Annotated in this window: 23 protein-coding genes and 1 pseudogene; 10 read left to right on the forward strand and 14 right to left on the reverse strand. The window is 55.6% G+C overall.

Going from position 1 to position 24592, the window contains the following annotated elements; genetic code table 11:
- Positions 1-232: 232 nt before the first annotated feature.
- Complete coding sequence (gene merR / locus AC2LD7_RS15080; RefSeq protein WP_168424420.1) at positions 233-661, reverse strand: mercury resistance transcriptional regulator MerR; 429 nt, start codon at positions 659-661, stop codon at positions 233-235.
- Positions 662-732: 71 nt separating this feature from the next.
- Between merR and merT the strand changes: the two genes are divergently transcribed.
- The 6 genes from merT to AC2LD7_RS15110 all read left to right on the forward strand — a co-directional run bounded on the left by merT (position 733) and on the right by AC2LD7_RS15110 (position 5846).
- Positions 733-1083: a mercuric ion transporter MerT gene (merT, locus tag AC2LD7_RS15085; RefSeq protein WP_168424421.1), complete on the forward strand. Its 351-nt coding sequence runs from the start codon at positions 733-735 to the stop codon at positions 1081-1083.
- 18 nt (positions 1084-1101) lie between these two features.
- Positions 1102-1380, forward strand: coding sequence for a mercury resistance system periplasmic binding protein MerP (merP, locus tag AC2LD7_RS15090; protein ID WP_125024960.1), 279 nt, complete (start codon positions 1102-1104; stop codon positions 1378-1380).
- A 212-nt stretch (positions 1381-1592) separates the two neighbouring features.
- A complete protein-coding gene (gene merA, locus AC2LD7_RS15095; protein ID WP_168424422.1) occupies positions 1593-3281 on the forward strand; it encodes a mercury(II) reductase in 1689 nt (562 codons plus the stop codon).
- Between the two features lie 16 nt (positions 3282-3297).
- The gene (locus AC2LD7_RS15100; RefSeq protein WP_168424423.1) at positions 3298-3951 is read left to right on the forward strand and encodes a tetratricopeptide repeat protein; all 654 of its coding nucleotides are present in this window, start codon (positions 3298-3300) and stop codon (positions 3949-3951) included.
- A gap of 724 nt (positions 3952-4675) precedes the next feature.
- The gene (locus AC2LD7_RS15105; protein ID WP_484598549.1) at positions 4676-5116 is read left to right on the forward strand and encodes a hypothetical protein; all 441 of its coding nucleotides are present in this window, start codon (positions 4676-4678) and stop codon (positions 5114-5116) included.
- Positions 5109-5846, forward strand: coding sequence for a M48 family metallopeptidase (locus tag AC2LD7_RS15110; protein WP_484598609.1), 738 nt, complete (start codon positions 5109-5111; stop codon positions 5844-5846). The genes AC2LD7_RS15105 and AC2LD7_RS15110 overlap by 8 nt, the downstream gene beginning before the upstream one ends.
- A gap of 10 nt (positions 5847-5856) precedes the next feature.
- On the opposite strand, the gene greB is transcribed toward AC2LD7_RS15110, so the two are convergent.
- The 4 genes from greB to gmtY are packed head-to-tail and all read right to left on the reverse strand — an operon-like array spanning position 5857 to position 11006.
- Positions 5857-6339, reverse strand: a complete 483-nt coding sequence (gene greB, locus AC2LD7_RS15115) for a transcription elongation factor GreB (protein ID WP_484598550.1) — start codon at positions 6337-6339, stop codon at positions 5857-5859.
- Positions 6340-6345: 6 nt separating this feature from the next.
- Positions 6346-6951: a gamma-mobile-trio protein GmtX gene (gmtX, locus tag AC2LD7_RS15120; RefSeq protein WP_484598551.1), complete on the reverse strand. Its 606-nt coding sequence runs from the start codon at positions 6949-6951 to the stop codon at positions 6346-6348.
- Between the two features lie 10 nt (positions 6952-6961).
- Positions 6962-9694, reverse strand: a complete 2733-nt coding sequence (gmtZ, locus tag AC2LD7_RS15125) for a gamma-mobile-trio integrase GmtZ (RefSeq protein WP_484598552.1) — start codon at positions 9692-9694, stop codon at positions 6962-6964.
- Complete coding sequence (gene gmtY, locus AC2LD7_RS15130; RefSeq protein WP_484598553.1) at positions 9687-11006, reverse strand: gamma-mobile-trio recombinase GmtY; 1320 nt, start codon at positions 11004-11006, stop codon at positions 9687-9689. The genes gmtZ and gmtY overlap by 8 nt, the downstream gene beginning before the upstream one ends.
- A 107-nt stretch (positions 11007-11113) precedes the next feature.
- On the opposite strand from gmtY, the pseudogene AC2LD7_RS15135 reads away from it, so the two are divergent.
- The 3 genes and pseudogenes from AC2LD7_RS15135 to AC2LD7_RS15145 form a co-directional block, all read left to right on the forward strand.
- Positions 11114-11443, forward strand: a pseudogene (locus AC2LD7_RS15135) (GreA/GreB family elongation factor); the annotation flags it as partial.
- 315 nt (positions 11444-11758) lie between these two features.
- Positions 11759-12700, forward strand: coding sequence for an alpha/beta fold hydrolase (locus AC2LD7_RS15140; RefSeq protein WP_484598554.1), 942 nt, complete (start codon positions 11759-11761; stop codon positions 12698-12700).
- Between the two features lie 48 nt (positions 12701-12748).
- Complete coding sequence (locus AC2LD7_RS15145; RefSeq protein WP_484598555.1) at positions 12749-13771, forward strand: lipase secretion chaperone; 1023 nt, start codon at positions 12749-12751, stop codon at positions 13769-13771.
- Positions 13772-13776: 5 nt separating this feature from the next.
- Here AC2LD7_RS15145 and AC2LD7_RS15150 read toward each other — a convergent pair whose 3' ends face one another.
- Positions 13777-15186 (reverse strand): MltF family protein, encoded by a 1410-nt coding sequence (locus tag AC2LD7_RS15150; RefSeq protein WP_484598556.1) that lies wholly within the window; start codon positions 15184-15186, stop codon positions 13777-13779.
- A 174-nt stretch (positions 15187-15360) separates the two neighbouring features.
- On the opposite strand from AC2LD7_RS15150, the gene AC2LD7_RS15155 reads away from it, so the two are divergent.
- Positions 15361-16173, forward strand: a complete 813-nt coding sequence (locus tag AC2LD7_RS15155) for a TatD family hydrolase (protein WP_484598557.1) — start codon at positions 15361-15363, stop codon at positions 16171-16173.
- Between the two features lie 200 nt (positions 16174-16373).
- Here AC2LD7_RS15155 and AC2LD7_RS15160 read toward each other — a convergent pair whose 3' ends face one another.
- From AC2LD7_RS15160 to selD, 8 genes are all read right to left on the reverse strand, one after another.
- Positions 16374-17171: an acyl-CoA thioesterase gene (locus tag AC2LD7_RS15160; RefSeq protein ID WP_484598558.1), complete on the reverse strand. Its 798-nt coding sequence runs from the start codon at positions 17169-17171 to the stop codon at positions 16374-16376.
- Positions 17172-17267: 96 nt separating this feature from the next.
- Positions 17268-19289, reverse strand: a complete 2022-nt coding sequence (locus AC2LD7_RS15165) for a transglutaminase TgpA family protein (protein ID WP_484598559.1) — start codon at positions 19287-19289, stop codon at positions 17268-17270.
- Positions 19286-20248, reverse strand: a complete 963-nt coding sequence (locus AC2LD7_RS15170; RefSeq protein ID WP_484598560.1) for a DUF58 domain-containing protein — start codon at positions 20246-20248, stop codon at positions 19286-19288. Before AC2LD7_RS15170 ends, AC2LD7_RS15165 begins: the two co-directional genes overlap by 4 nt.
- 33 nt (positions 20249-20281) lie before the next feature.
- On the reverse strand, positions 20282-21199 hold the full coding sequence (locus AC2LD7_RS15175) for an AAA family ATPase (protein ID WP_484598561.1): 918 nt from the start codon (positions 21197-21199) through the stop codon (positions 20282-20284).
- 195 nt (positions 21200-21394) lie between these two features.
- Positions 21395-21997 carry a flavin reductase family protein gene (locus AC2LD7_RS15180; protein WP_484598562.1) on the reverse strand — a complete coding sequence of 201 codons (603 nt, stop codon included), beginning with the start codon at positions 21995-21997 and terminating at the stop codon, positions 21395-21397.
- Positions 21998-22077: 80 nt separating this feature from the next.
- The gene (locus AC2LD7_RS15185; protein ID WP_484598563.1) at positions 22078-22356 is read right to left on the reverse strand and encodes a hypothetical protein; all 279 of its coding nucleotides are present in this window, start codon (positions 22354-22356) and stop codon (positions 22078-22080) included.
- Between the two features lie 26 nt (positions 22357-22382).
- A complete protein-coding gene (gene mnmH, locus AC2LD7_RS15190) occupies positions 22383-23489 on the reverse strand; it encodes a tRNA 2-selenouridine(34) synthase MnmH (RefSeq protein ID WP_484598564.1) in 1107 nt (368 codons plus the stop codon).
- The gene (selD, locus tag AC2LD7_RS15195; protein WP_484598565.1) at positions 23489-24523 is read right to left on the reverse strand and encodes a selenide, water dikinase SelD; all 1035 of its coding nucleotides are present in this window, start codon (positions 24521-24523) and stop codon (positions 23489-23491) included. The genes mnmH and selD overlap by 1 nt, the downstream gene beginning before the upstream one ends.
- Positions 24524-24592: the final 69 nt, after the last annotated feature.

A 24592-nucleotide genomic window follows, 5' to 3' on the forward strand; every position in this document is an offset into this window, starting at 1 on the left:
CTGGGTCAAATTTCAATCGGCAAGGTGGGTCAATTTTCCATCAGCGCCAACAATCGCTAGTATCAGTTTTCGTTGAGTCGGTGCTCATCTCGATTCTCCTTATGGGGGTAGTAGCCTTTCTGGGAGAGGTCGAATCAATCAAGAAGTTCATAATCACATACGTATCTATGTACGCAGATAGTTGCTTGAGCTGCTGCCGAATCAGGCCGAAGCCCGAATTATATTGAAGCTATTAAGCTAAACGAGTGGTGCTTGCGGCCTGTTGTAACGACACGATGAGCGGACAGCTGATACTGTTATTTTGCTGATGGCAGCGGCTCGTAAATTCACACAGGATAATTTTCATTCGTTCTAGGTCCTCCAGACGAGAGCGTATATCGGATATTTTACGCTCTGCGATTTCCGCCGCCTCAGCGCAATGTGTCCCGTCTTCGAGCTTAAGCAGCTGTGCTACTTCAACTAGTGAAAAGCCAAGACGCTGTGAGAACTTAATGAACTTGACGCGCGCTATATCCGAATCTCCATAGCGGCGAATGCTTCCGTAGGGCTTTTCCGGTTCGGGTAGCAAGCCCTTACGCTGATAGTACCGAATGGTCTCTACGTTTACGCCGGCTGCCTTGGCGAAGACGCCGATGGTGAGGTGGTCGAGTGTTTTTTTCATAACGCTTGACTCCGTAGCTGGATACGGAACCAAGATTATGTCATTCACACATTGATCGAAAGGAGGGTTCCATGTCGGAACCGCGAAGTGGTCGTGCTGCACTTGTCACGGGAGGGCTTGCCGCAGTCGTCGCCTCGGCTTGCTGCCTGGGGCCTCTGATTCTAGTAACCCTGGGAATCAGCGGTGCCTGGATCAGCAACCTGGCAGTTTTGGAGCCTTATCGGCCGATCTTCATCGGCGCGGCACTGATAGCGATGTTCTTTGCGTACCGGGGGATCTTCCGTCCGGCACAAGCCTGCAAGCCGGGTGATGTCTGTGCGGTGGGGCGGGTCAAAACCTCGTACAAAGTGCTCTTCTGGGTCGTGGCCACGCTGGTTCTGGTTGCGCTTGGGTTCCCTTATGTCCTGCCACTGTTTTATTGAAACCGGAAGGAAAATGTCATGAAAAAAATCTTAACAGCAATCGTCCTGGCCGCTGGGTTCAGCTCATCCGTTTGGGCCGCTTCGCAAACCGTCACGCTTTTGGTACCCGGCATGACGTGTTCGTCTTGCCCCATCACGGTCAAACACGCGCTGAACAAGGTCGAGGGGGTCAGCGAGGCGCAGGTTAGCTTTGCAACCAAACAGGCTACCGTGACTTTCGACGATACGCTGACTGACGTCGAGGCGCTGACCAAGGCGACTACAGACGCCGGTTATCCATCTGAGCTGAAAGAATAGTCTAAGCCGGCAGCACGCTTGACTAGGCTCGCCATGTATCCAGGCGGCGCCAATTCTGCTCGCGGCGTCTCCACTCGCTTATCGGCGCAGTGGAGGCCATCGCAAACGTGCTAGCCGAGCATGTCTACCGGTCAGATGAATCGTCAGTAGTTACCGCGCCGGACCAATGCCGAAAGGCTGTCGGCCCCCAGTGCGAAAAAAGGAAATTACATATGAGCAAAACAGATCAAGTCACCCTTCAGGTGACGGGCATGACCTGCCCAAGCTGCACGCAACACGTCGAGGCAGCGCTACTGAAGGTATCTGGCGTATCGCATGCCGTTATCGAATACTCGGAGGGCCTTGCTCGTGTTACGGGCACCAGGCCGGACCTGTCAGCCTTGACCGCTGCTGTCCAGGCGTTGGGTTATCAGGCCGCCCCTGTGGAGGGCGGCTCGCGCAGCGAGGAATCGGCAGGTACGCCCGGCTGGCAGACTGGCGAAACCGCCACGCGGAGCACTGGCGGTCGGTTGCATATTGCGGTCATCGGTAGTGGCGGAGGCGCGATGGCGGCCGCTCTCAAGGCTGCCGAGAATGGTGCGAACGTCACCCTGATCGAGCGCGGCACCATTGGCGGAACCTGCGTCAACACCGGCTGTGTACCGTCGAAAATCATGATCCGCGCCGCGCACATCGCGCATCTGCGCGGCGAGAGTCCATTTGATGGGGGGCTTTCGGCAGCAGCTCCAACCGTGTTACGCGACCGGCTGTTAAAACAACAGCAAGACCGCGTCGAGGAACTGCGCCACGCCAAGTACGAAAGCATTTTGGACAGTAGCGATGCTGTGAGCGTGATCCGTGGTACGGCGCGTTTCAAGGATGGCCACACCCTGACCGTGGCATTGGCCGAAGGCGGTGAGCGCGAGGTGACCTTCGACCGCTGCCTTGTCGCAACAGGCGCGAGCGCGACCATTCCACCGATCCCCGGTCTCGACGGCACCCCGTATTGGACATCCACAGAGGCATTGGTGAGCGAGACCATTCCGGAACGGCTTGCCGTGATTGGCTCGTCTGTCGTCGCACTGGAACTGGCGCAGGCATTCGCCCGCTTGGGCAGTCAGGTCACCGTTATTGCCCGCCGCACGCTGTTTTCCAGCGAAGACCCGGCCATAGGCGAGGCAGTGACAACCGCTTTCCGGGCCGAAGGCATCGAAGTTTGGACACACACGCAGGCAAGCGCCGTGTCTTATGCCAGCGGCGAGTTCGTACTGACGACTGACAAGGGCGAGTTGCGGGCCGACAACCTGTTCATAGCCACCGGACGCTCACCCAACACCGAGGGCCTGCATCTGGAACGCGCTGGAGTGGAACAGGACCAGCGTGGTGGCATCCTGATCGATCAGGGCATGCGCACCAGTGCACCGAATATCTATGCAGCGGGCGATTGCACCGACCAGCCGCAGTTCGTTTACGTCGCAGCCGCCGCAGGCACGCGTGCGGCAATCAACATGACCGGCGGCGATGCGAAGCTGGATTTGGATGCCATGCCAGCGGTGGTGTTCACCGATCCGCAGGTCGCCACCGTTGGCTACAGCGAAGCAGAAGCTGAGCGCGCCGGATTTGCAACCGATAGCCGTACGCTGTCGCTCGACAACGTGCCGCGCGCGCTCGCCAACTTCGATACGCGCGGTTTCATCAAGCTTGTCGCCGAGGCTGGCTCGGGCCGCCTGCTTGGCGTGCAGGCAGTGGCACCGGAAGCGGGCGAAATAATCCAAACCGCGGTGATCGCCATCCGTGCCCGCATGACGGTACAGGATCTGGCCAACCAGCTTTTTCCCTACCTGACGATGGTCGAGGGCTTGAAGCTGGCTGCGCAGACCTTCACGAAGGACGTCAAACAGCTGTCCTGCTGCGCGGGATGAAATCAAGGAGGTTGTTATGTCTTGTAAAAAACTCGCGGGACGCTTTCCTCGGTCTTCACTGAGAAGCCTGTTGCTCGGTGTTGCAGCATTGAGTTTGTCAAACGCGGTTCTTGCCTATGACTTTTCAAAGCTGGAGACGGCATTTGAAACCTTGTCGCCGGAGACCATTAACAGCTGGGAGCAAAAAGCGCACGCCGATAATGCCCTCGCGCAAAATGTCGTAGGCGTGGCTTACAAGTGTGGCATCGGTGTAAAGCAGGACCATGCAGCGTCGGTCAAATGGTTCCGTATGGCAGCTGAGCAGGGTGAAGCTGATGCTCAGTTCAACCTGGCGCGCCTCTATGGAAGTGAGGTCAACGGGGTTTACAAGAAAGCTCGCGCAGTCCCTGCAAACGATAAAGAAGCGCTCAAGTGGTATCAGCGCTCGGCAGAGCAAGGACATACACAGGCCCAGGTAAAACTGGCGGAGATGTACGCAGATGGAGCGGACAAAGGCCTGCACGTTCAGGGCTTTGTCCTGGCTTATAAATGGCTGAGCCTGGCTGCAGCTGCAGGGGAACCAACGGCGAAAGAACTTATCCAGGTCTATTCGACACGGATGGAGCCCGAGCAGGTGGCTGAGGCCGAGTCGCTGGCGCAAGAATGGTTGAACCAAAAACGCGCTAGTTAAGCGTTGTATTCACGCCGATAGGCAAACAGGAGCGGGCGCATCTTGGTTTTTCCTGTTCTGTAACATCGCCGATACGTCCCGTATCCTGCTTGCCGCCCTAGTAGCCAAGAGGGCCCTTGGTACCAGATATAGCCGGAGCGTTGCCCACACCCAGGCCAACGCCCAGTGGCCGGACAGCAGGCGATCATCGCTCACTGTTACGCATACGATGCTGACTTTAATCACATCGTCAGAGCGCGGCAGGCAGGTCCGTTTCCTATTGATGCGCCCATCTTTGTTCAAAAAAAACTTGATCCCGTAGCCTGGTACGGAGACAGCATCCTCTTTTCTGTCTTCAGCGGCTAGAGACCGCCGCTAGGTAAAAATATCCGAACGCGGGATTTGCATGTACACACAAGGAAAGCGCTGTATTACACCTAGGCACAGTAACCAGAAGTACCTGTCTGGAAGCTTTGAGCGGCTACCTCCCGAGGGGGACTCGCGGCTTCCGATCAAGCTCACGAAGGGGTACGCCGTTTACCAGCATAAAGGAGCCCAAGCGGTAAACCTTGTGCAGAAGCTCCAGCCGGCGCGAGATTTCCGCTTACTGTTGGCCCACGACGAAAGCGTTAGCTCTTCGTGACGGAATACACTTGTAAACAGTCTAGAAAAAGATACGACGTTTTATGATCAACCATCAAATTCCTTAGACGAAGCGTATCAGCGTGTTCTCTTTCTAAAGCAGATGATTGAGAACAATGATGGCTACAGGTTTTTCTATGTAAAAGGAAACCCAATAAAACGAGAGCAAGACCTTCAGCTCCTATTCAAGCTTACATGGTTTGCCAGTAAATATGATGTAAATGCAGAAGTTAATAATGGTCGAGGGCCCGTTGATTTCAAAATATCAAACGGGAGTAAAGATAAATCTCTCGTTGAGTTTAAGCTGGCTTCAAACAAAAAACTAAAACAAAATCTAAAACATCAAGTTGAGATTTATGAGGCTGCAAACTACACCCATCAGTCAATTAAAGTCATTCTCTTTTTCAGCGATTCCGAGCTTGAATCCGTCAGCAAGGTTATGAGGGAGTTAAAACTAAAAGAGGACAAAGGCTTTGTATTAATTGATGCACGCCCGAACAAAGTATCAGCTTCAAATGTAAGAGACTTGTTTGAAGATGACTAATCCAACGCGCTTTGAATTCCACTACGGCGATCATCTTATCCCGTTCGAACGAGTAACGAGAAGATCAGTCTCAAATAGAATACTAATCAAAGTTCATCCAGATTGCAGGGTAATCGTGTCGAGTCCCGAAGATGCCAACAACGATGCGGTTCTTTCTGCTGTTAAGAAGCGTGGGCGTTGGATATACGAGCAGCTTCGGGATTTCCGTAAACAGCTTGAATTCACCACCCCTCGGCAATACATCAGTGGTGAGAGCCATTACTACCTGGGAAAACAGTACCTGCTGAAAGTGATTGAAGCGCCTGAGCAGGTTCAAGGTGTGAAACTACTACGTGGAAAGTTGGAGGTTTCAGTAAGAACAAAGTCCGATGACAAGATTAAAGAGCTACTAACAGATTGGTACAAAGCGCGGGCTAAGGAAACATTCGCCAAGCGCCTCGATGCCATGCTGGAGCAAGCCCTTTGGGTAGAAGAACGACCACCGCTGCGCATACTGACCATGCAAACTCAATGGGGCAGCTGCTCACCCAATGGCCGAATCACCCTGAACCCTCACCTTGTTAAAGCACCTCGTGAATGCATTGATTATGTTATTTTGCATGAGCTTTGCCACATAGCTGAACATAACCACAGCGATCGGTTCTATCGTTTGATGAATCAGGTAATGCCAGGCTGGGAAAAGACCAAGGAGCGGCTTGATGGGTTAGCCCAATTAATCATTGAGGCCTGATTCAAATGAATTATTCTGGATGCAAACCATATCTTATATTTTCAATTTCCCATTCCTTTTCTGACTCCGGGGTCCTTACAAAAACCTCATCACCTACGCTTTTTCCGAGACATGCTTTAACGATAGGTGCGTTAACTGAGACATAATCTTTCTTATTATAAATTTCATCTGGCCCTACGATTCTAAAGCGTAGTGTTTTATCGTCTACATCTATTAGCGTAACCCAAGCACCAAAATAAACCTTCCCTTCTTGGACAGGACTATACTCAACTACACGCAGCTTATCCAATCGGTTTCTTAAGAATCTAACTCGACGGTCTATCTCCCGTAACTTTTTCTTGTTGTATTGGTAGTCAGCATTCTCAGAACGGTCACCAAGACTAGCAGCCCATTGAACCATTTTAGTAACTTCCGGGCGCTCTTTTCGCCACAGATGGTCTAGCTCCCCTTTCAATTCTGCAAAGCCTTCAGGTGTTATGACGTTTGTATCCATAATGTCCTATAATTGAGCGAGTGCTTTTTTGATAGCATCAGCCGTAGCTGCACGCAGAACAACAGCACCATTACTATCTACTATTTCACCATACTCCGATATTGCAAAACCCCATTTTTCAAGAAACTCATCAGACACAATATACTCCAGAGCTCGTCTTTCAATACCAGATAACTTTTCGTCGTCATCTAGTCTTTCATTCTGATAATCGCGAACCTCAATGCGAGTGCCTGGCGGAACAAAATCTCTAAGTTTTTTATTTGCTGCAGTCAACTCAGAAGCCTGGATGCGAGCAAGTAATTTATGCTTTGGATTCTGAATTTCTTCAATCCAGCCATCTTCTGACTGAGATATTGTGCCACCTTTTTTATCACGGTGATACTCTTCGAATGCTCGCAGCAGCGCTCTGTAGCTTTCCCCTGTCTTATTACGAAGACTCTGAGCTTTGGGTACCCCTCGTTTATAGCCTAAACGAGCAATGGTAGACACAGAGAAATCATAAACACCTCTTTTCTCCTGCTCCAAACATATTTCATAAATAGCATCCAATGTTTTAATGGCTTTAGGTGATACAGTTTCTTTAAGTTTATCGAGCAGTATTTTAGGTTTCATGGCTTCTTCCTTATTGCAGCGCAGGCACCGAGCAGCTGCTGATCAGCTCAATTTCAGAAGGCTCGATCTTTTCAGGCCCTACTAAATCACTTAATTTCACTTGACCGTCAATCAGTTTATTAATTTTTTGCCATGACTTAAGCCTTGCCTTGAACAAGGCCACGAGCTGATTACCAACAGCGAGTTGCTCATCTTTTGAAAGCATAAATAATCTTGGAGCAAGATTATTGAAACTAGCCATACGATCTAATAGCTGAGATCTAGGAATTATAGCTCTTGATGGATTGCAACTCTCATATATAGTTGAGTTTTCACAGATTTCATGCAATTGCTGGAAGTGAGAAGCATCCTCGATTTCAATTGTCACTTCTGATCCTGGCATTTTTATAAGTGCCACACGTGATTCATCCGTTCCATTCTGGCCATTAGCAATTGATTGTGACAACTGAACCAGCTTATATGCTGATTGAAGGTCACATAAAAGCATATCCATTTTCTTTGCAGAGCCTTCATATTCTGACTCCAGCTTTCTTATTTTAAACTCAAGTGATTTTCTATGGCTCGAATCAAATGACTCTTTTTTAAGGCTGGCCAAATATTCCTGCCGATCGATTTCATTTAATTTTTCGTTGATAACGCTGATTTTATTTTGTAAACTTTGACAGACATCAGACTGATCATTCGCTTCCAGGAGAATTTCGTTAGTAATTGAAAGAAGTCCACCCATGAATACGGGTCCCGTAATAAAATGACGACACCGCAGACAATTCTGGAACCCCAAGTAGCCAGATGGTACAGGGCTACGGACTTTTGTGGCTCCAACTTCCTCTCCTCCATCATCACAGCGAGAAGCTGCAAAAGGGCATATCCCATAGTCCCTGAACACATAATTCCCCGCAGGAACATCATTTGTAAGTGACTGCAGCAAATCCTGATTTGAGCCGACAAGCTGATTCTTTACAGATTCGATGTTGTTCTGCTCAATGGCTGCTTGGGTTGCCTCCGCCTGTGATTTCAAAGCCTTCTTTTCAGCCTCCTCAAATCGCTGCCGAATGTCGCGCTGAGTAACTTTGCAGTAGTAAATCGACATGACGATGGATGAATGGCCAACTACCTTCATCACGACTTCTACCGGCATCCCCATTTCCATTATGTAGGCGGTGATCAAGCTAACCCGCATGGAGTGAGGGGTATATTTCGATTTATAGTTTGAAAGACGGTAAGCGCTGCCGGTTAGCTCCGCCAATTTAAGACTTGAAGGCTGAATATGGTTAAGCGTTGCAGCCAGCCGCATGGTTAGCGCACCACCTGGATTTTTGGGCTCTACATCACCGAAAGCCCTGAAGAGAAAGCAGTTAACCCCTTTTGCCTTGAGTTGCAATTCGTTGAGATTAGTACGAACACAGCGGGTCCAGGGCGTCGCCTCCGTAATGGGATTGTATTTTTGTTGCCACTTGCGAAGCCTTATCAGCCAATAAGCCAAGTCTTCAGGTATCCACGGGATCGAGTACCCTGCACCGTTGTTACTGGTTTTGTTCGTAGTGACATACATGCCCATGTTGCCATCTGGCAGCTTCTTGATGAATGACTGAGACTTTGTGACTCCTGCCAGCGGTCCAACGTTCCTGGACCAGGTTACAGCGCCATTCTGATCCAGATCGGCGATTTCTCTGTCCCCCTCTCCCGAATCGTTGTAAGCGATCTGACGACCTCTCAGGGGCACTTTCGTTAATGCGTAGGTGTGAATCCAGTCTGTTGGACACCACAGGAAATATTGCCGTCCGTGCTTCCTGACAACACAATCAGGATCATTATGATCAATCAAATGGTGCGGGACTTTTACCCAGTCAGTATCGAACTTTTGCAGATGTACCAAGTCCCAAAAAGTTTTGGCCCCTTCAGGTATAATCCATTCTTGCGCCCTCCGAACAAAATAGTACTGTAAACAGGGCTTGGTGGATTCACTTCTGGTAGGCGCGGTAACGCTTTTATCATCAGACAATAACTGAAACGGGTTTCGAGCATTCATTACACGAACGACTTCACCGGTCTCTTCATCCTCATCAGTCAGATCATTGCTAATAATAAAATCTAAAAATTCATTAACCGCAATGATGATGTTTCTACGGTAATTGTCTGTGGGCAGTCGTTTTAGCTCTTCACGAAACGGGCGAATATTAACTTTTTCTTTTGTTAGCAGCTCTTGCGGCGAATGACTTTTATCATGTTTCTCAACATACATTCTTACGAACCGGCATAGATGGCTCACTTTGGAGCCTCCGCCAAGCGCTTGCTTCATAAACTCCTGAATCTTTTCTCCCCATAATTTGAATGGTTCAGATATATATTCTGGTTTGTACGGCTTTTCCTTTGCACAGAAGCCATACCAGTTTTCCCATTCCTCTTTGTAGGCCTCTTCTGGAGATCGTGGATAACTAGAGTCCTTGAGAGATTTCACCCAAGAAAGATATTCTTTTTTTGATTTGATTTTCTGCGCCTGCACCTCCTTCTTTAGCTCTCTATAAGGCTTTAGCTCGGGAATATCAAAGAACTCAGTGTAACTGTTCCATTCAGCACTAAAAACTCTTTCCGGATGAGCGGGGAGTCCAGGAATTTCTTTATATCTTTTCTTATAATCGCTTGAATTTTTTATACCATATGCTTTGCATATGGCTTTAATATCAGCCAAACTAGATGCTGTGAGCGGAGCCGAATCAAAGCCAAACTTGTTTTTGTTACTCATTCTCTGACTCTCTCATTTCGGCTCTTATGTCATCACTCGTTGGTTTTATGTAGATCAAACAGGAATTTGGACTTTTATGGTGCATCGCTTTCTGTAGCTCAACCTGACTTAATCCCAGCTTTCGGCCTCTATAACCATAGGCATGTCGATGACCATGCTCAGTAGTCCCTAACTCTTTCTTGTACTCCAAGCCAATCCGCTCAACGGCACGCTTATGGCGTCGTTGAAAATTTTTCAAGGTTTCAGGCTCTCCCCGATCATTTGTAAACGCAAAGGGATGGAATTGCTTCGGTTCAATTCGTTGAAACTTTAAGTATTTAGCCCAGATTGAAAGAAACTCTTTAGCCTTATATGTCGGGTTAAATATAACTTCTAAATAGCCGTCTTTACTTGTCAGAAGAGGATTCTTCCACCCTGCATAAAGTCGCTCAGTTAAGCGATAATTACCTCTTGACTTATAAGCAGTTTCATTGATCAAGTATTCATATCTATTTTTATATTTTGGATCGGGAGACCGACCATATACCGGATGATAAACTCTGACCAACGCTTCGTCTGTGTGATTTGGATGTATCGTAATATCCGAAACGAATATATGAAAAACCTCGCTCTTCCTTAAGCCGCCGTAATTCAATAACATTGTTATTGCTTGGGATCGATAATCAGGCTTTTCTCTAACAGTGAAGCCATCATTTATCAGGCACTCAATTTTATCTTCCGGAAATCGTTCAGCTTTATCATTGCTGATCATCAGCTGGGCCGGTGTGTAAATAAGCCTTTTTCTTGCAGCCGCCTGCTTAGCTTCAGAATATGAAGACAAGTGATTCAAGAAAACGTTGGCTTGCTTATGGTAATAAGCACACCAGTTCATACGCTCTTCCCAAGTGTTTGCCTCTCTAAAGGGGTTTATACGACTGTGCTCATATCCCTCTTGTCGTGCCAAAAAATCCGTATAGTGGGTGATATGGAAAAGTATACTATTTGCATCTGTGAGATCTCTTGGCTTCCAGAATAGCCCCAAGGGATCATCACTAACTTCGTAGTCGATCGTTCCGGTTACCAAAGCCTCGGTAAAACTCTTCAGGAGGGCTGTGGTCTTCTTGAAACTGGTAGCCGCCTCTACAAAGTCAATCAACAGGCGCACCGCAAAAACGGACTTTTCTCTCCACGAAGCACTCTTTTCCGAATACCAAGCAAGATACCTCAGATGGGAAACCAACAGGCCTTTCTGAGTGTAAACGGCTGGCAGATGATGCTTAATCCCGCTCGCAGTGTCCGTATAGCTGACTGCCAGCTTCAAGGTACTCTTCATAAAAGTTACACATAGTATAGGGTTACTTCTAACCCTACTCGCTCATTGGAACGGGGTAAAGAGCATTATGATCCCTTTAAATAGTATGTTTCGGAGTGGGGTTCTAATACACCTACGGCAAGAAAATGCTGAGGGAAATCGATAGCCGCGTACGCTTCCTCACCAAGCGGCTGGAAAAGCTCAAGGTCGTCAGCGACAAGCCAAGCGACCCGGGCAAAGTTTATTTTGGCGCCTGGGTGACGGTTGAAGACGAGGATGGCGAACAGGCGCGTTATCGCATCGTTGGTCCCGACGAGCTGGAGCTGCGTCAGGGACTGATTAGCATCGACTCGCCTTTGGCCAGAGCATTGGTGGGAAAGTCGTTGGATGCTGAAGTCGAGGTACAGACGCCTACCGGCCCGAAGTTCTGGTACGTCGTCGCCATTGATTACCCGTGACCAGACGGTTCCAATATGACTATTTAGTCGCTAAATACGGCGAACATGCCGCTAAGATTGGCAAATAGAAACCGATCCTCGATAAACATCACTTTCCTACTCAACACAACGTTCCGTCTGGTAACAGGCAAAGCGGCTCACCGCCAGCAGCCTTTTGCTATCACTCATCTGCGTGTGCCGTGCCAGAGCGGATAGTTGCCGTTGGCCAAATTATTGGCACGATTGCTGCGCTTGCAGCGGCTGCAGTACGCGCAACGCGCGGTGAATGGCGATGGATTGCCCAATGCCCGATTCACCAACTGATTGAGTGCATACATGAATAATAAGAAAACTTTGATTGCTCTCTGCCTCGGTACCGCCATGGCGCTTTCAGGCCAGGTACACGCCGGCCTGTTCAGCTCCAGCGGCTATACCCAGACGCGTTACCCGATCGTTCTCACTCACGGCATGCTCGGCTTCGACAGCATGCTCGGTATCGACTACTGGTACGGCATCCCGCATGCGCTTCGGCGTGACGGCGCCCAAGTCTACGTGACCGAAGTCAGCCAGCTGAACACCTCAGAACTCCGCGGGGAAGAGCTGCTTGACCAAGTCGAGGAGATCGTCGCGATCAGCGGAAAACCCAAAGTCAACCTGATCGGCCACAGTCACGGCGGACCGACCGTGCGCTACGTCGCTGCCGTGCGGCCCGATCTGATTGCGTCCGTCACCAGTGTCGGCGCTCCTCACAAGGGCTCGGACGTTGCCGACCTGATTCGCAAGATACCCGAGGGATCAGGCGGCGAAGCCATCGTTGCCGGGCTGGTCAACGGCATGGGCGCGCTGATCCATTTCCTCTCCGGCAGTTCCAGCACCGAACCACAGAACGCGCTTGGAACACTCGAATCGCTCAACAGCGAGGGCGCCGCGCGCTTCAACGCCAAATACCCACAGGGGATTCCGACCAGCGAATGCGGCGAGGGCGCTTACAAAGTCAACGGCGTGCGCTACTACTCCTGGGGAGGCACCAGTCCATTGACCAACCCGTTGGACATCAGTGATGCGATGCTCGGCGCCGGCTCACTTGCCTTCGACGAGGCGAATGATGGCTTGGTCGGGCGCTGCAGCTCGCACTTGGGCATGGTCATTCGCGATAACTATCGGATGAATCACCTGGACGAGGTCAACCAGGTGCTTGGGCTGACCAGCCTGTTCGAGACCGACCCGCTGACCGTCTACCGCCAGCACGCTAACCGCCTGAAGAACGCAGGTCTCTGAGCCTCGCCGGGGCCCCCCGGCCCCGGTACCCCCACACAAGGCATGTCGATGAAAAAACTCGCACTGCTGTTCTTGCTGGTCGTCACCATCGGTGTCTCGGCACCCTGGCATGAGCCGACCGAACCAACGCCGGCTCAGGCAAAGGCGGTCGCTGACCCAGCTATAGCCCGCTCAACAGCCCCGCAAAAAACGATGGTTCGTTCGCTCGGTCCGCAGCAGCGGCCGACCGCAACGGTAAATCGTCTGCCTGGCTCGTTTGCCGGAACGCAGATTGACGGTCGGCTCCAGACTGACCTGTCCGGCAATCTGATCATCGATGGTAATGTCCGGCGCGTCTTCGACTACTTTCTGGCAGCCATTGGCGAAGAGTCGGTTGAGGCCAGCGTCACCCGTCTGGGCCGTTACATCGAAGAGCAACTTCCCCAACCCGCGGAAGGCCAGGCATTGCAGGTACTAAGTCAGTACCTGGATTACAAGCGACAGTTGCTGGCGCTCGAGAAGTCCCATGCTCAGCGCGCTGATATTGATGCCATGCGTGAACGGCTGCGCGCGGTTCACCAATTACGCGCCGGAATCTTCAGCGAACAGGTGCATCAAGCGTTCTTTGCCCTGGACGAGGCGGCCGATAGCTTCACCCTTGAAAGGCTGGCGATTCGCCGCGACCCGACTCTCGATGCCACAGCCAAGGGCGCTGCCATCGACAAATTACAAGGCAGCCTGCCAGCCGAATTGCTGGATACCCTGGCGCCGCAGCTGCAAACCGAATTGCACGAGCAGACCCAGACGCTACAGGCCAATGGCGCAACGCCGAGCGAAATTCGCCAGTTGCGCCAACAGCTGGCCGGCAACGTCGCAACCGCTCGCCTAGAAAACCTCGACCGTAAACGCAGGGATTGGCAGCGGCGAATAGAGAACTATCGAGAAGAAAAGGTGCGCATTCAGAACAGCCGGGGCCTTGGCGAAATCGACAAACGCGCGGCGATTGCGCGTATGGCAGCCGAACGCTTCGACGAGAACGAGCGCTTGCGTCTTGAGGCAGCCGAACAGCTGTTCGCCGCGAAGAACGACTAGCGAGCTCAGTTGGAAGCGCTTTGCGGCCCACCTTCGAGCAAGTAACGCTCCCGCGTGTAGGCCAGGTAGTACTTATTCACCGCATTGACGTAGCTGACCACGCCCATACCCATGGTTTCCATGGCGATGCGCTCGACCTGAAAGAACCATTGATCAGGGTTCAGACCGCGGCGCCTGGCCTCGGCACGCATACTTTGCACCCGCTGCGGCCCCATGTTGTAGGCAGCCAGTATGAACGCCATGCGCTCGCGCTCATTGAGCCTGGGACTGGCGAAGAATTTGCGCCGAATGCTGGCCAAATATTTCGCACTGGCAAGCACATTATTGTCCAACTTGCCGATATCACTGACGCCCATGCTGCGAGCCGTGGCTGGGGTCATCTGCATCAGCCCGGTGGCCCCGGAAGCGCCACGGGCAGCCGGGTTCAGTGTCGACTCCTTGAACGCCAGTGCCGCCAGATTGAGCCAGTCGATATCCTGCTGCTGGGCATGCCGCTGTAGCGTCGGACGCACCTTTTCCAGGCGCTGTCGCCCGACCCGATCAAGGGGATATTGCACTCGATAAAGACGCCGATAGACCCGAACGAACGCCGCGTCCTGGTTATCCGGCGCGTTGTAAGTCTTCAGGAAGCGATCGGCGCTCGCACGCAACATGCTCGCCTCTTTTCGAACGAACCAATGCATGTCCGCGCGTTTGCCCAGCGCCAGCTGCGGCTCGATGCGCAATTTAGGCAGGACTTTCAACCAGCGCTCTGCAATCGTCTGCTCGACAGCGGTGGCCGAATAGATACCGGCCTGCACCATTTCCAGCACATCCTCCACGGCGAGTGTCGGGTCGACCCACTCGATGGCGATCGGCGCGCGTCCGGCTTGCATCAGCTCACGGTTGATCTGTTCGAGAGCAGGCCCGGCAGCACTGCCTGCCGACAACGCCAGGCCGCGCCCCGATAGTTGCTCGAAGCGCTTGTAGCGGGGACTGTCCTGGCGAGTGACCAGAACCATCGGAACATCAGCGACCACAGCCCGGCTGCGGCTCACCCGGCGCATCGGTCCCAAATCCAGCAACTCGCCAGGCGCGACCAGATCACCCTCGCCCCGCTGCAACGCCGCAAGCAGTTGGTCCTTGGCCTTCGGAATCATCTCTAACGTGATCGGTCGCCCCTTGGAACCGCGATTAAGGAACTGCTCGAACGCACGCAGGCGGACATATTCCACACCAATGGCTTGGCCCTTGACCTCGCCGGAGCTGTTGCGACTCTGATTCACCAGCACGCGCAACACCCCACTGCGGCGGATCTCTGCAAGATCGCGTACCGTATCCGCCGACTGCCAGGCCTGGGGGCCCATTACGCGCGCGACGGCCGGCCACGGCGCGAACGCCAGGAGGCACAAAAGCAGGGGAAATAATCGGATCATCGGCGGCTTATCGGCTCGAAACGGACACGTCAGCGCGGCCACCCTGCCGCAAGGCGGCGAAGGTTCTCATAGCACGAGTGCCGCCGCCATCCAAAGCTGTCACGCAACCTTAGATAGGTTATTTAACTAACTGATTTTCATAGTTATATTTTTATTTTATAAGCGAGGCAGTTCATGCAACTTGTCGACATCGGTGTCAATCTGACCCACCCGACCCTTGCCCGCGATCCGCGCGCCGTCCTTGATCGCGCCTACGCAGCGGGCGTCACTCAGTTGGTACTGACGGGCACCAGTCTCGCCGAGAGCGAAGCGGCATTGACATTCTGCCGCGACCTGGATGAAAGCCGGAAACGGCTATTTTGCACCGCCGGCATTCACCCTCACGACGCGAGCCAGTGGACATCGGAAACCGCTACGCAGCTGAAAGACTTGCTCACCGAATCGGAAGTACGGGCGGTTGGCGAGTGCGGCCTGGACTTCAACCGAGACCTGTCTCCCCGCGCGCAGCAGGAACGTGTACTGGAAGAGCATCTGCAGTTGGCCGTGGAAACCGGCCTGCCGCTATTTCTACACGAACGCGATGCCGATCAGCGCCTAATCGAGATCCTCCGGCCGTTCCGCGATCAACTCAGCGCCGCGGTCGTTCATTGCTTTACCGGGGAAAAACGCGCGCTTTACGCCTATCTGGATCTCGACCTGCACATCGGCATTACCGGCTGGATCTGCGATGAGCGCCGCGGCACTCATCTGCACCCGTTGGTACGCGAGATTCCGGTAACGCGACTAATGCTCGAAAGCGATGCACCCTACTTATTGCCACGCACGCTGCGCCCCAAACCCAAGGGCGGCCAGAACGAACCCGCTTTCCTTCCCGAAGTCTTGCGCGAAGTGGCTCATCATCGCGGCGTGAGCGAAGAAGAGCTGGCCGCCAGCACCACCGCCTGTGCCCAGCAATTCTTTCAGATCACGCCTTTGGGCCGGTATTGAACAGCCTGCAAGCCAGCATTCGCGGCGTTTAAGCGCCTGACTGGCAAAACGGCGCTGTTCGTCCTGCCGCTGCATATAATCGCAGCGCCTAGATGCATTCAGATAAAAGCAGCAATTCAACAAGCGAGGCCAGCATCACTTTCGCCAGCATTGCGTCAGAGCTCGGCAAGGTGCAGGCAGAGCCGAATCGCTCCGCCCGGTCAGCCGAACACCGTTACCGTCTGACGGCTCAACGCCACCAACTCGCCCTTGGCCGTCCACAGCGCCGCTGCGCAATGGCCGTAGCCATCCTGCGCATGCTCGATCACCGCACGGTACTGACACCACTCATGGGTATCGAGCTGCGGAGTCGGCTGGATGAATTCGATGGTCCAGGTCAGCGAGCTGCCGGGCGCGAACCCTCTCAAATGCGACAGCACCGCGGGTGGCCATGCATCCACCAGCGCTAGCAGATGCGAGACGGTGACCGGCTCTCGCTCGACCTCACCGCGCTGTCGCACCCAGCCGCCCATTTCTCGAGATGTATTACCGGTAAACGGCAGTCCACCGATACCCCAGCGCATCGCCAGATAGCGAGTGAACTCCGGCGCCACGCCCGGTACGAAAGGCAACTCTTGGCATTCTTCCACCGGCGGCATCGCCGGGGCTGGCTCTGCTGCCACTTGGACGGCGGAAGCGCGAGCCGCGCCGAAGCTGCCCTGCACGATGGTCACCACTTGGCCGTTCTGGACAGCACGCCCAAGCACCTGGCTGACCGCCTTGCCCTCACGCAGTACCTCGGCCTCGAAGCTGACCGGCGTATCGACCAGTAATGGACCGACAAATGTGATGGCCAATGAGCGCACCGGACGCCCTTCGGGCACTTGCGCTTGCATCGCCTCGTACACCAGGGCCGCAACGACCCCGCCGAAACCGGCCCGGCCCTGGCCCCAACTAGCAGGTACGACGACGTTCTGTGGATTGTCACGCGCGGCTTGTATCAGTTCGGAAAGGGTCATGCCCACCTCGGATCGTTGTTATCGGAGCTATCTTATAGCCGGCTCGCTGACGGGGTGCATATCTAGGCTTCGGTGATAAGGCGCTATCGCGCGCAACTATGGGTCGCTGCGCTCACCTCTGCCCTGGCGCCTGCGAATATCAGGTCGCCACGGCAGCTGGCGTCTCAGTCTGGCGAGCGAAGCCCGCATTGCCGCCAGGTCCGCCGGCTGGCCAGCATAGCGCGCCATCTCGTAGAGCCGAGCGAAATCGCGAATCGGTTCGGCAACGGCCGGAGCCAGGCCGGCCGCCCGCTCGGCAAAATCGCGCGCGCCCTCGCCCGCTAGCCGCGCGACGCCCTGGCGTGCCAGCAGCCCTTCGAATCGCTGAAACAGACGCAGCTGGGGATCGCGTTCGCGCCGCCAGGGTTTCAGCAACATCAGCGCCAGGAACGACATCAGCAGCGCACCGGAAGCAACCATCAGCAATCCGAGCTTGCGCTCGTCGATCTTGCCGAACAGTCCTTGCAGGATTTCCAGCTGGCGCTCGCCCTGGTAGCCGAGCACCCAGCGTTGCCAGCCGTAGCTGAGATTGTCCCAGCCGAATCGCAGCTGGTTCAGCCAGCCGATGTCCCGGTAGCGCCGCAACGTCAGTGGCGAGTCATCGAGAAGCCCCTGCTCGTCTGCAAGCGCTTCTTCGAGTCCCAGCTCGATGCGTTCCGGTGCGACCTGGAACGTCGGGTCCACCGCGATCCAGCCACGATCGGCGATCCAGTACTCGACCCAGGCATGGGCGTCACGCTGACGAACCGACAGATAGTTACCCGAGGGATTGATTTCTCCGCCCTGGTAACCAGCTACCACGCGCGCGGGTATGCCAGCAGCACGCAGCACAAAGGTCATCGCCCCAGCGTAGTGAATACAGAAGCCGTTCAGCGTATCGAACAAAAATCCATCGACGATATCGGTGCCCACCGACGGCGGCCGCAGCGTATAGCCGTATGGCTGTTGATTGAAATGCCGCAGGAGCGCCTGCACGGTCGCCTCTGGAGTCCGGTGTTTGCGGCGCAGATCCGCAGCCCAGGCCCGACTGCGCGGATTGCCCGCAGCAGGAAGCTGCAAGGCACGCTCAAGCGTGGCGGGCGCAGCCTCAGGCTCGCGCAGCGATTCGGTCCATGAGGTCGCCCGGTAAAGCAATGGCTGGTCGATCGGACGTTGTCGTTGCAGATGGAAATCGGCCATCAGCCGCACGTTGCTCGCATCCACCTGCGCGACATCCAGCGCGTATAACCAGGGCCGACCACTGGGCTGCATCACGATGCTGTAGCGCACCGGCACGCCTCGCGGACTCCAATCAGGGGCTTGCGGCGATTGTGAAGCGAATGATTGCGACCAGCGCCGGCCATCGAAGCGCTCGAACGTGACGGCCCGCCAATACAGCTGGTCCCGCTCAGGAATCGGACCCTCGAAACTGACTCTGAATGCCAGCTCGGCGGATCGACTCAGTTCGGCGATATCGCCCGGTGACATGCTGTCGGCCAGTCCGGTAACGCCACGGTCCTTTGGCTGCGGCAAGGACCAGAGCGGACCCAACCGCGGGAACAGCACGAACAGCACCAGCATCAGCGGCACGGCCTGAAGCAATAGCGAGCCCGCCAGACGTACTGTCGGCCAGGGATGCGTGGCCACAGTGCTCTGCTGCAAGCCAATCATGGCGGCCAACAGAGCCGTGATCGGCAACAGGCTGTACAGTCCGGCCAACAGACTGTCATAGAACAGGTAACTGGTCACCACGGCAAAGAAGCCGAGGAAGATCAGTACCAGCGCATCACGGCGACTGCGCATCTCCACCAGTTTGAGAATGAACGCGGCAATCAGCAGCACCACTCCGGCGTCGAGCCCGATCACGCTGCCGCGCGAAAAGTACACACCAAACCCCGCGCCGATCATCATCAGGGCTTTCGCCCAGCTCTTCGGATAGCGGGCACGCATGCGAAAAATCTGCACTCGCCAAGCGGCGCAAGCCAGCCAGAGGCCGATAATCCACAACGGCAGATGGCCCAGATGAGGAAGGATCACCAGCACTTGCGCCACCAGCAGCCAGACCAGCCCGTTACGCGGAATTGCCTGCATAGCGCTCATTGATCGCGCCCCCGCTCCAGACCGAACAAGGCCAGTTCGCGCAGGCAGCGGTTACGATGATCAGCGCCGCCGTCCGGGCCGATGGTTGTCGCCGCGATGCGCAAGGCGAAGGGTTGCTGGCGCGCAGATAATTCGACGACCCAATGGCAAAGTAGCGACAGCCGCGCCTCGATATCCCCGTCGAGTGCATCGAGATCAAGTAGCGGTTCTTGGCCGGCCAACGCGGTGAAATCCTTCACCAGCAAGCCCTGGCCGCGTGAAAACGCCTTCCAATTAAGACGTCGCCGCGAGTCGCCCGGTTGCCAAGGTCTCAAGCCTTGATAATCATCGATGCCACTCCCAACTGTGCGAGTCCCCTCACTCTCTTCTTCGATCAACCCGCCGGCTTGCGGTAAATCGCCTGCTAACGGCCGCGGGTAGACCAGTGCAGCTAGCTGCAGGTCGACCCAGCTCCACGCCACCAGAATGCCCAACGGAAAGCGACTCTCGACGCGCAACCGCCCCGGCCTCAGCCAGCCGCGGCGTTCACTCGGCAGGCTCAGTTCGACTTCACAGGTTCCGCCGGTCGGCACATCCACCAATTGCAAGCCGCTCCTGGGCCAGCCCAGCGCGACGGCCTGATAGAGGCGGCCACCGCTTTCCAGCCTGACACGCAGACGCGCCTGTTCACCTAGAAAGACGGACTCCGCGCTGCCTGCCTGCAGAACCAAGCCTGCCAGATTGCGCCAGGTATGCAGTATCGCGACCACGAATACCGAGCCAAGCAGGAACGTCAGGGCATAGGCGAGACTGTTCTGGTAATTGATTGCGGCAAGCAGCATCAGCAGCAATGCCAACAGAAACGATATGCCCACCGCGGTCGGCATGATAAATATGCGCCGCTGATCGAGCCGCACACTCGGACCAGGCGGAATGCGCTTTAACAGCCAGCGATCACGTAGCCGTGGTAGCAGTCGCATGCTCGTCCTCTCGGCAGTTCCCGCAATAGGGCATCAGAGCGCTGGCACTTCGCGCAACAGCCACTGCACCAGCGCGCCGCCGCCATGGCCAGTGGCGTCAGCCTGCTCGCGGAGGCGATGTCCGACCACCGATGGCAGCACCGCCTGGACGTCTTCCGGAATTACATAATCGCGACCGTCGAGAAAGGCCCAAGCCCGTGCCGCCGCCAACAACGCCAGGCTGCCGCGAGGCGAAAGCCCCCATGCGAACTGAGGCTGTGTGCGGGTAGCCTCGACCAGCCGCAGCACGTAGTCGACCAACGCGTCACTCACCCGCACCTGCGCCACCGTATCCTGAATCGCCACCAGCCCGGCATGATCGAGCATGGGTTCCAGGCGCGTCAGTAGATCGCGGCGAGAGTCGCCGAGTAGCAACGCTTTCTCCGCAGCTTTCGCCGGATAGCCCAGGGACAGGCGCATCAGGAAACGATCCAGCTGCGACTCGGGGAGCGCGAATGTCCCGCCGGAGCTGACAGGGTTCTGCGTGGCGACGACGAAGAATGGCTCAGGCAAGGGCCGGGTTGCGCCCTCGATGGTGACCTGCCCTTCTTCCATGGCTTCGAGCAGTGCGCTCTGGCTTTTCGGCGTGGCCCGGTTGATTTCGTCTGCGAGGATCAGCTCGGCGAAAATCGGTCCTGGATGGAAGACGAACTGCCCGCTGTCCCTGTCGAACACTGAGGTACCGAGGATATCGCCCGGCAAGAGGTCCGAAGTGAACTGGATTCGCTGGAATTCCAAGCCCATCACCTTGGCGAGCGCATGGCTGAGCGTGGTCTTGCCCATACCCGGCAGATCCTCGACCAGCAGATGCCCCCTCGCCAGCAGGCAGGCCATGGCCAATCGAACCTGTGATTGCTTGCCGAGCAGGACCTCGTTCACCGCCCTTAGACAGACATCCAATCGCGCACGCATGCGACTCTCCTTTGTTTGTTCCGTCGATCCTACTGACCGGCCAAGCTCAGGCAAAGCGATGGAAACCTGCAGTGACGAAGTTGTGAACCGGCGCTTGATCCGTGCTGCGGCCTGGATGTTGCGTGTCGCCAACCGCCCGGGCGCGGGCTGTGGGTGCGTCGGTAAGCTGCGGGGCAATCAAGCGGGGCTGCGCGGCTAGGGCCGCTGCATATCGAAACGCTCGCGGGTATAGCTGTAAGTCGCGCCCCCGAGTCTCCCGACCAGATCGAGCCGGGCGGAATCGATACGTCCGCGCTCGTCGAGCACACGGTCATCGATATGCGCCAGCAGCACTTCGGCGAAGATGAGCTGGCAGTTGGGCGACTCAGCCGGATACGGCTGGATCTGCGCGACGCGACATTCGAAGGCGACCGGCGCGCCAGCCACCCGCTGCACCTTCACGAGACGGGCCGGTTCGCTGGCGATACCACAGTGCTCGAACTCGCTGAGGCCATGGGGCAAAGCGGCGGCAGACGCGTTCATCGCCTCGGCCTGCTCAGCGCTGACGAGCTGAACGACCAGCTCACCGGTATCGTGCGCATTGCGAGCGGTGTCCTTGGGCAGCCCATCCTTGAGGCCAACGTTGATTAGCAATGTCGGCGGCTCGCTGCTGATCACCTGGAAGAAACTGAATGGCGCGAGATTACTGATGCCCGAAGCCGAGCATGTCGAAACCCAGGCAATCGGTCGCGGTGTAACGGTGGACGCCAGCCAGCGATAGGCCTCGACCGGCGCCAGAGTGGAGAAGTCGAGCAGCATTAGGGGTTTCCTGCTGAATCGGCCAAAACCGACAGATGAGACGTGGCAACCAGAGCGGCTGCCACGTTAGCGCCGTACTGTCAGCGCCCCGCGCGCGACTCGCGGAGGTAGAAGCGAGCTTTCTTGGCCTTTTCCACGCAGCCCTGATAGCCCTCGAATTGCTGCTGGGTTTTCGCACCGGTAAGCAGGGCTATCGCCTTGGAATAGCTCACGGTACCGGCGAATCCTTCCGCTTCAGCCAGACTCTGCTCTTCCCAAGCAGCGTTCAGCTGGGATGCGCAGCTGTCGCGATAAGCGGTTTTTGCGGCGCAACCGGTCAGGGCAAACGCCAACAGAGATAAACAGATCAAATTTTTCATCGATACATCCTCATTCCGAGCCCAACTCAGTTGTGATTGCCTGCAATGCGCTCGCGGAGGAACTCGACTACAGCATCCTGCTCGCCAGCGAATTCGATTCGGGACGCCTTGCTCTCCCGTTGGTAGGCATACATCGGATCGTAGTATTGCCTCAGCAGCACCTCGATCCAGCCGCGGTGCAGATCGACCGTTCCCGTGGTGGCCTGCTCAGCGAGCGCCTGATCCATGATCGCAGCCAGTTGCTTGTAGCACTCGCCTCCGAGCCGCTTGCTGATATTGACCAGACTTTGCTGCAAACGCTCGCTGAAAGCGGCAAATCCACCCTCGCCCAGCTCAGCGATGAACTCGGCACAGAGGTCGATCACGTAATCCTTCAGAATTCGATCGACACGCCCTTCAAAGCTGTCCTCCAGCCACACCAGCGGATACTGCTGCATGCCCTGGAACAGCGGCAGCGGTATCGAACAACGGCCCACCAGCCGCGCCTCGTCTTCCAGGACGAACTGCCTGGCACCCGCCTCATGCATTTTCAGGAGGCGAATAGCCAGCGCGTTTTCAAAGTCAATCTGCACCGGTTGCGGGGTGGCACGCTTGCCGAAGCTAGAACCACGGTGATTGGCAATGCCTTCCAGATCGACGCTTTCGTCCAGACGCGCCAGCACTTCGGTTTTGCCCGTGCCAGTCATTCCGCCGACCAGCACGAAGTTGTAATTCGCCGCCGCCTGCTCGATGGTTTCCAGCAGGAAATGACGCATCGCCTTGTAGCCGCCCGTGACACGCGGGTAGTCGATGCCCGCCTCGGTCTTGAGCCATTGCTGAACCAGCTGTGAACGCAGGCCACCGCGGAAACAGTAAATATAGCCGTGCGGATTGCTCCGCGCGAAATCGGCCCAAGCCTGGATACGTTCAGCCTTGATCTGACCGCTGACCAGTCGATGACCAAGTTCGATCGCAGCCTGCTGGCCGTGCTGTTTGTAGCAAGTGCCGACCTTTTGCCGTTCAAGGTCGTCCATCAATGGCAGGTTGACCACGCCGGGAAACGCGCCCTTGGCAAATTCCACCGGTGCCCGCGCATCCATCATCGGCACATCATTGAGGAACAGCTCGCGGAAGTTATCGGTATCGCCACGCATCAACGAACCTCGACAGCAAAGACACCGGCTTCGACCAGTTCGCCAATCGGCTCGAGTGCCAGGCCGAGTTCGGCGGCGACCGTGAGAAATTCAGCCTCGCCTTCGGGTGCCACGGCGACCAGCAGCCCGCCACTGGTCTGCGGGTCACAGAGCAATTGTTTATGGGCCTCGTCCAGCGTCGCGATGCGCTCACCGTAGCTGTCGAAGTTACGCCCGGTCCCGCCCGGTACGCAGCCTTGCTCCAGGTAATATTCGACGCCGTCCAGACGCGGCACACGGGCATAGTCGATACGCGCGGTCACGCCGCTGCCATCGGCCATCTCGACCAGATGCCCGAGCAGGCCAAAACCGGTGACATCGGTCATGGCGCGGACGCCCGCGAGTTTGCCGAAGCGGCTGCCGGGGGTATTCAGGGTGCACATCCAGTCACGCGTAAGACCAACGTCCTCGGCGCGCAGCTTGGCCTTCTTCTCGGCTGTGGTGAAAATGCCGATGCCCAGCGGCTTGGTCAGGTAGAGCTTGCAGCCGACTGTTGCGGTGTCGTTTCGCTTCATCTGGCTTTTGTTCACCAGGCCGGTCACTGCCAGGCCAAAAATCGGCTCGGGCGCGTCGATCGAATGGCCGCCCGCCAACGGAATGCCCGCCGCGTCGCATACGGCGCGACCACCGGCGATGACCTCGCGTGCCACCTCAGGCGGTAATACGTTCACTGGCCAGCCGAGAATGGCGATGGCCATCAGCGGATCGCCACCCATCGCGTAGATATCGCTGATCGCATTGGTTGCGGCGATCCGACCGAAATCGAACGGATCGTCGACGATGGGCATGAAGAAGTCGGTGGTCGATACCACGCCGCGCTCTTCATCGATGCCGTAAACGGCGGCGTCGTCACGCGATGCGTTACCGACCCACAGACGCGGATCGAGGTTCTGCGCGCCACTCCCGGCGAGGATTACATCCAGGACCTTGGGTGAAATTTTGCAGCCGCAACCGGCACCATGACTGTATTGAGTGAGGCGGATGGGTTCGCTCATCTGGGAAATTCTCGTGACGCTGGCAAAAAAGCGGGCGCCGATTGTAGCAAAGGCTGAAGCCGGCATCGC

This window comes from Stutzerimonas sp., assembly GCF_982611455.1.

Bases quoted from the DNA above. Each gene is read 5' to 3' on its own strand.
- merR (WP_168424420.1), bottom strand. From the start codon at position 661: ATGAAAAAAACACTCGACCACCTCACCATCGGCGTCTTCGCCAAGGCA.
- merT (WP_168424421.1), top strand. From the start codon at position 733: ATGTCGGAACCGCGAAGTGGTCGTGCTGCACTTGTCACGGGAGGGCTT.
- merP (WP_125024960.1), top strand. From the start codon at position 1,102: ATGAAAAAAATCTTAACAGCAATCGTCCTGGCCGCTGGGTTCAGCTCA.
- merA (WP_168424422.1), top strand. From the start codon at position 1,593: ATGAGCAAAACAGATCAAGTCACCCTTCAGGTGACGGGCATGACCTGC.
- AC2LD7_RS15100 (WP_168424423.1), top strand. From the start codon at position 3,298: ATGTCTTGTAAAAAACTCGCGGGACGCTTTCCTCGGTCTTCACTGAGA.
- AC2LD7_RS15105 (WP_484598549.1), top strand. From the start codon at position 4,676: ATGATTGAGAACAATGATGGCTACAGGTTTTTCTATGTAAAAGGAAAC.
- AC2LD7_RS15110 (WP_484598609.1), top strand. From the start codon at position 5,109: ATGACTAATCCAACGCGCTTTGAATTCCACTACGGCGATCATCTTATC.
- greB (WP_484598550.1), bottom strand. From the start codon at position 6,339: ATGGATACAAACGTCATAACACCTGAAGGCTTTGCAGAATTGAAAGGG.
- gmtX (WP_484598551.1), bottom strand. From the start codon at position 6,951: ATGAAACCTAAAATACTGCTCGATAAACTTAAAGAAACTGTATCACCT.
- gmtZ (WP_484598552.1), bottom strand. From the start codon at position 9,694: ATGAGTAACAAAAACAAGTTTGGCTTTGATTCGGCTCCGCTCACAGCA.
- gmtY (WP_484598553.1), bottom strand. From the start codon at position 11,006: ATGAAGAGTACCTTGAAGCTGGCAGTCAGCTATACGGACACTGCGAGC.
- AC2LD7_RS15140 (WP_484598554.1), top strand. From the start codon at position 11,759: ATGAATAATAAGAAAACTTTGATTGCTCTCTGCCTCGGTACCGCCATG.
- AC2LD7_RS15145 (WP_484598555.1), top strand. From the start codon at position 12,749: ATGAAAAAACTCGCACTGCTGTTCTTGCTGGTCGTCACCATCGGTGTC.
- AC2LD7_RS15150 (WP_484598556.1), bottom strand. From the start codon at position 15,186: ATGATCCGATTATTTCCCCTGCTTTTGTGCCTCCTGGCGTTCGCGCCG.
- AC2LD7_RS15155 (WP_484598557.1), top strand. From the start codon at position 15,361: ATGCAACTTGTCGACATCGGTGTCAATCTGACCCACCCGACCCTTGCC.
- AC2LD7_RS15160 (WP_484598558.1), bottom strand. From the start codon at position 17,171: ATGACCCTTTCCGAACTGATACAAGCCGCGCGTGACAATCCACAGAAC.
- AC2LD7_RS15165 (WP_484598559.1), bottom strand. From the start codon at position 19,289: ATGAGCGCTATGCAGGCAATTCCGCGTAACGGGCTGGTCTGGCTGCTG.
- AC2LD7_RS15170 (WP_484598560.1), bottom strand. From the start codon at position 20,248: ATGCGACTGCTACCACGGCTACGTGATCGCTGGCTGTTAAAGCGCATT.
- AC2LD7_RS15175 (WP_484598561.1), bottom strand. From the start codon at position 21,199: ATGCGTGCGCGATTGGATGTCTGTCTAAGGGCGGTGAACGAGGTCCTG.
- AC2LD7_RS15180 (WP_484598562.1), bottom strand. From the start codon at position 21,997: ATGCTGCTCGACTTCTCCACTCTGGCGCCGGTCGAGGCCTATCGCTGG.
- AC2LD7_RS15185 (WP_484598563.1), bottom strand. From the start codon at position 22,356: ATGAAAAATTTGATCTGTTTATCTCTGTTGGCGTTTGCCCTGACCGGT.
- mnmH (WP_484598564.1), bottom strand. From the start codon at position 23,489: ATGCGTGGCGATACCGATAACTTCCGCGAGCTGTTCCTCAATGATGTG.
- selD (WP_484598565.1), bottom strand. From the start codon at position 24,523: ATGAGCGAACCCATCCGCCTCACTCAATACAGTCATGGTGCCGGTTGC.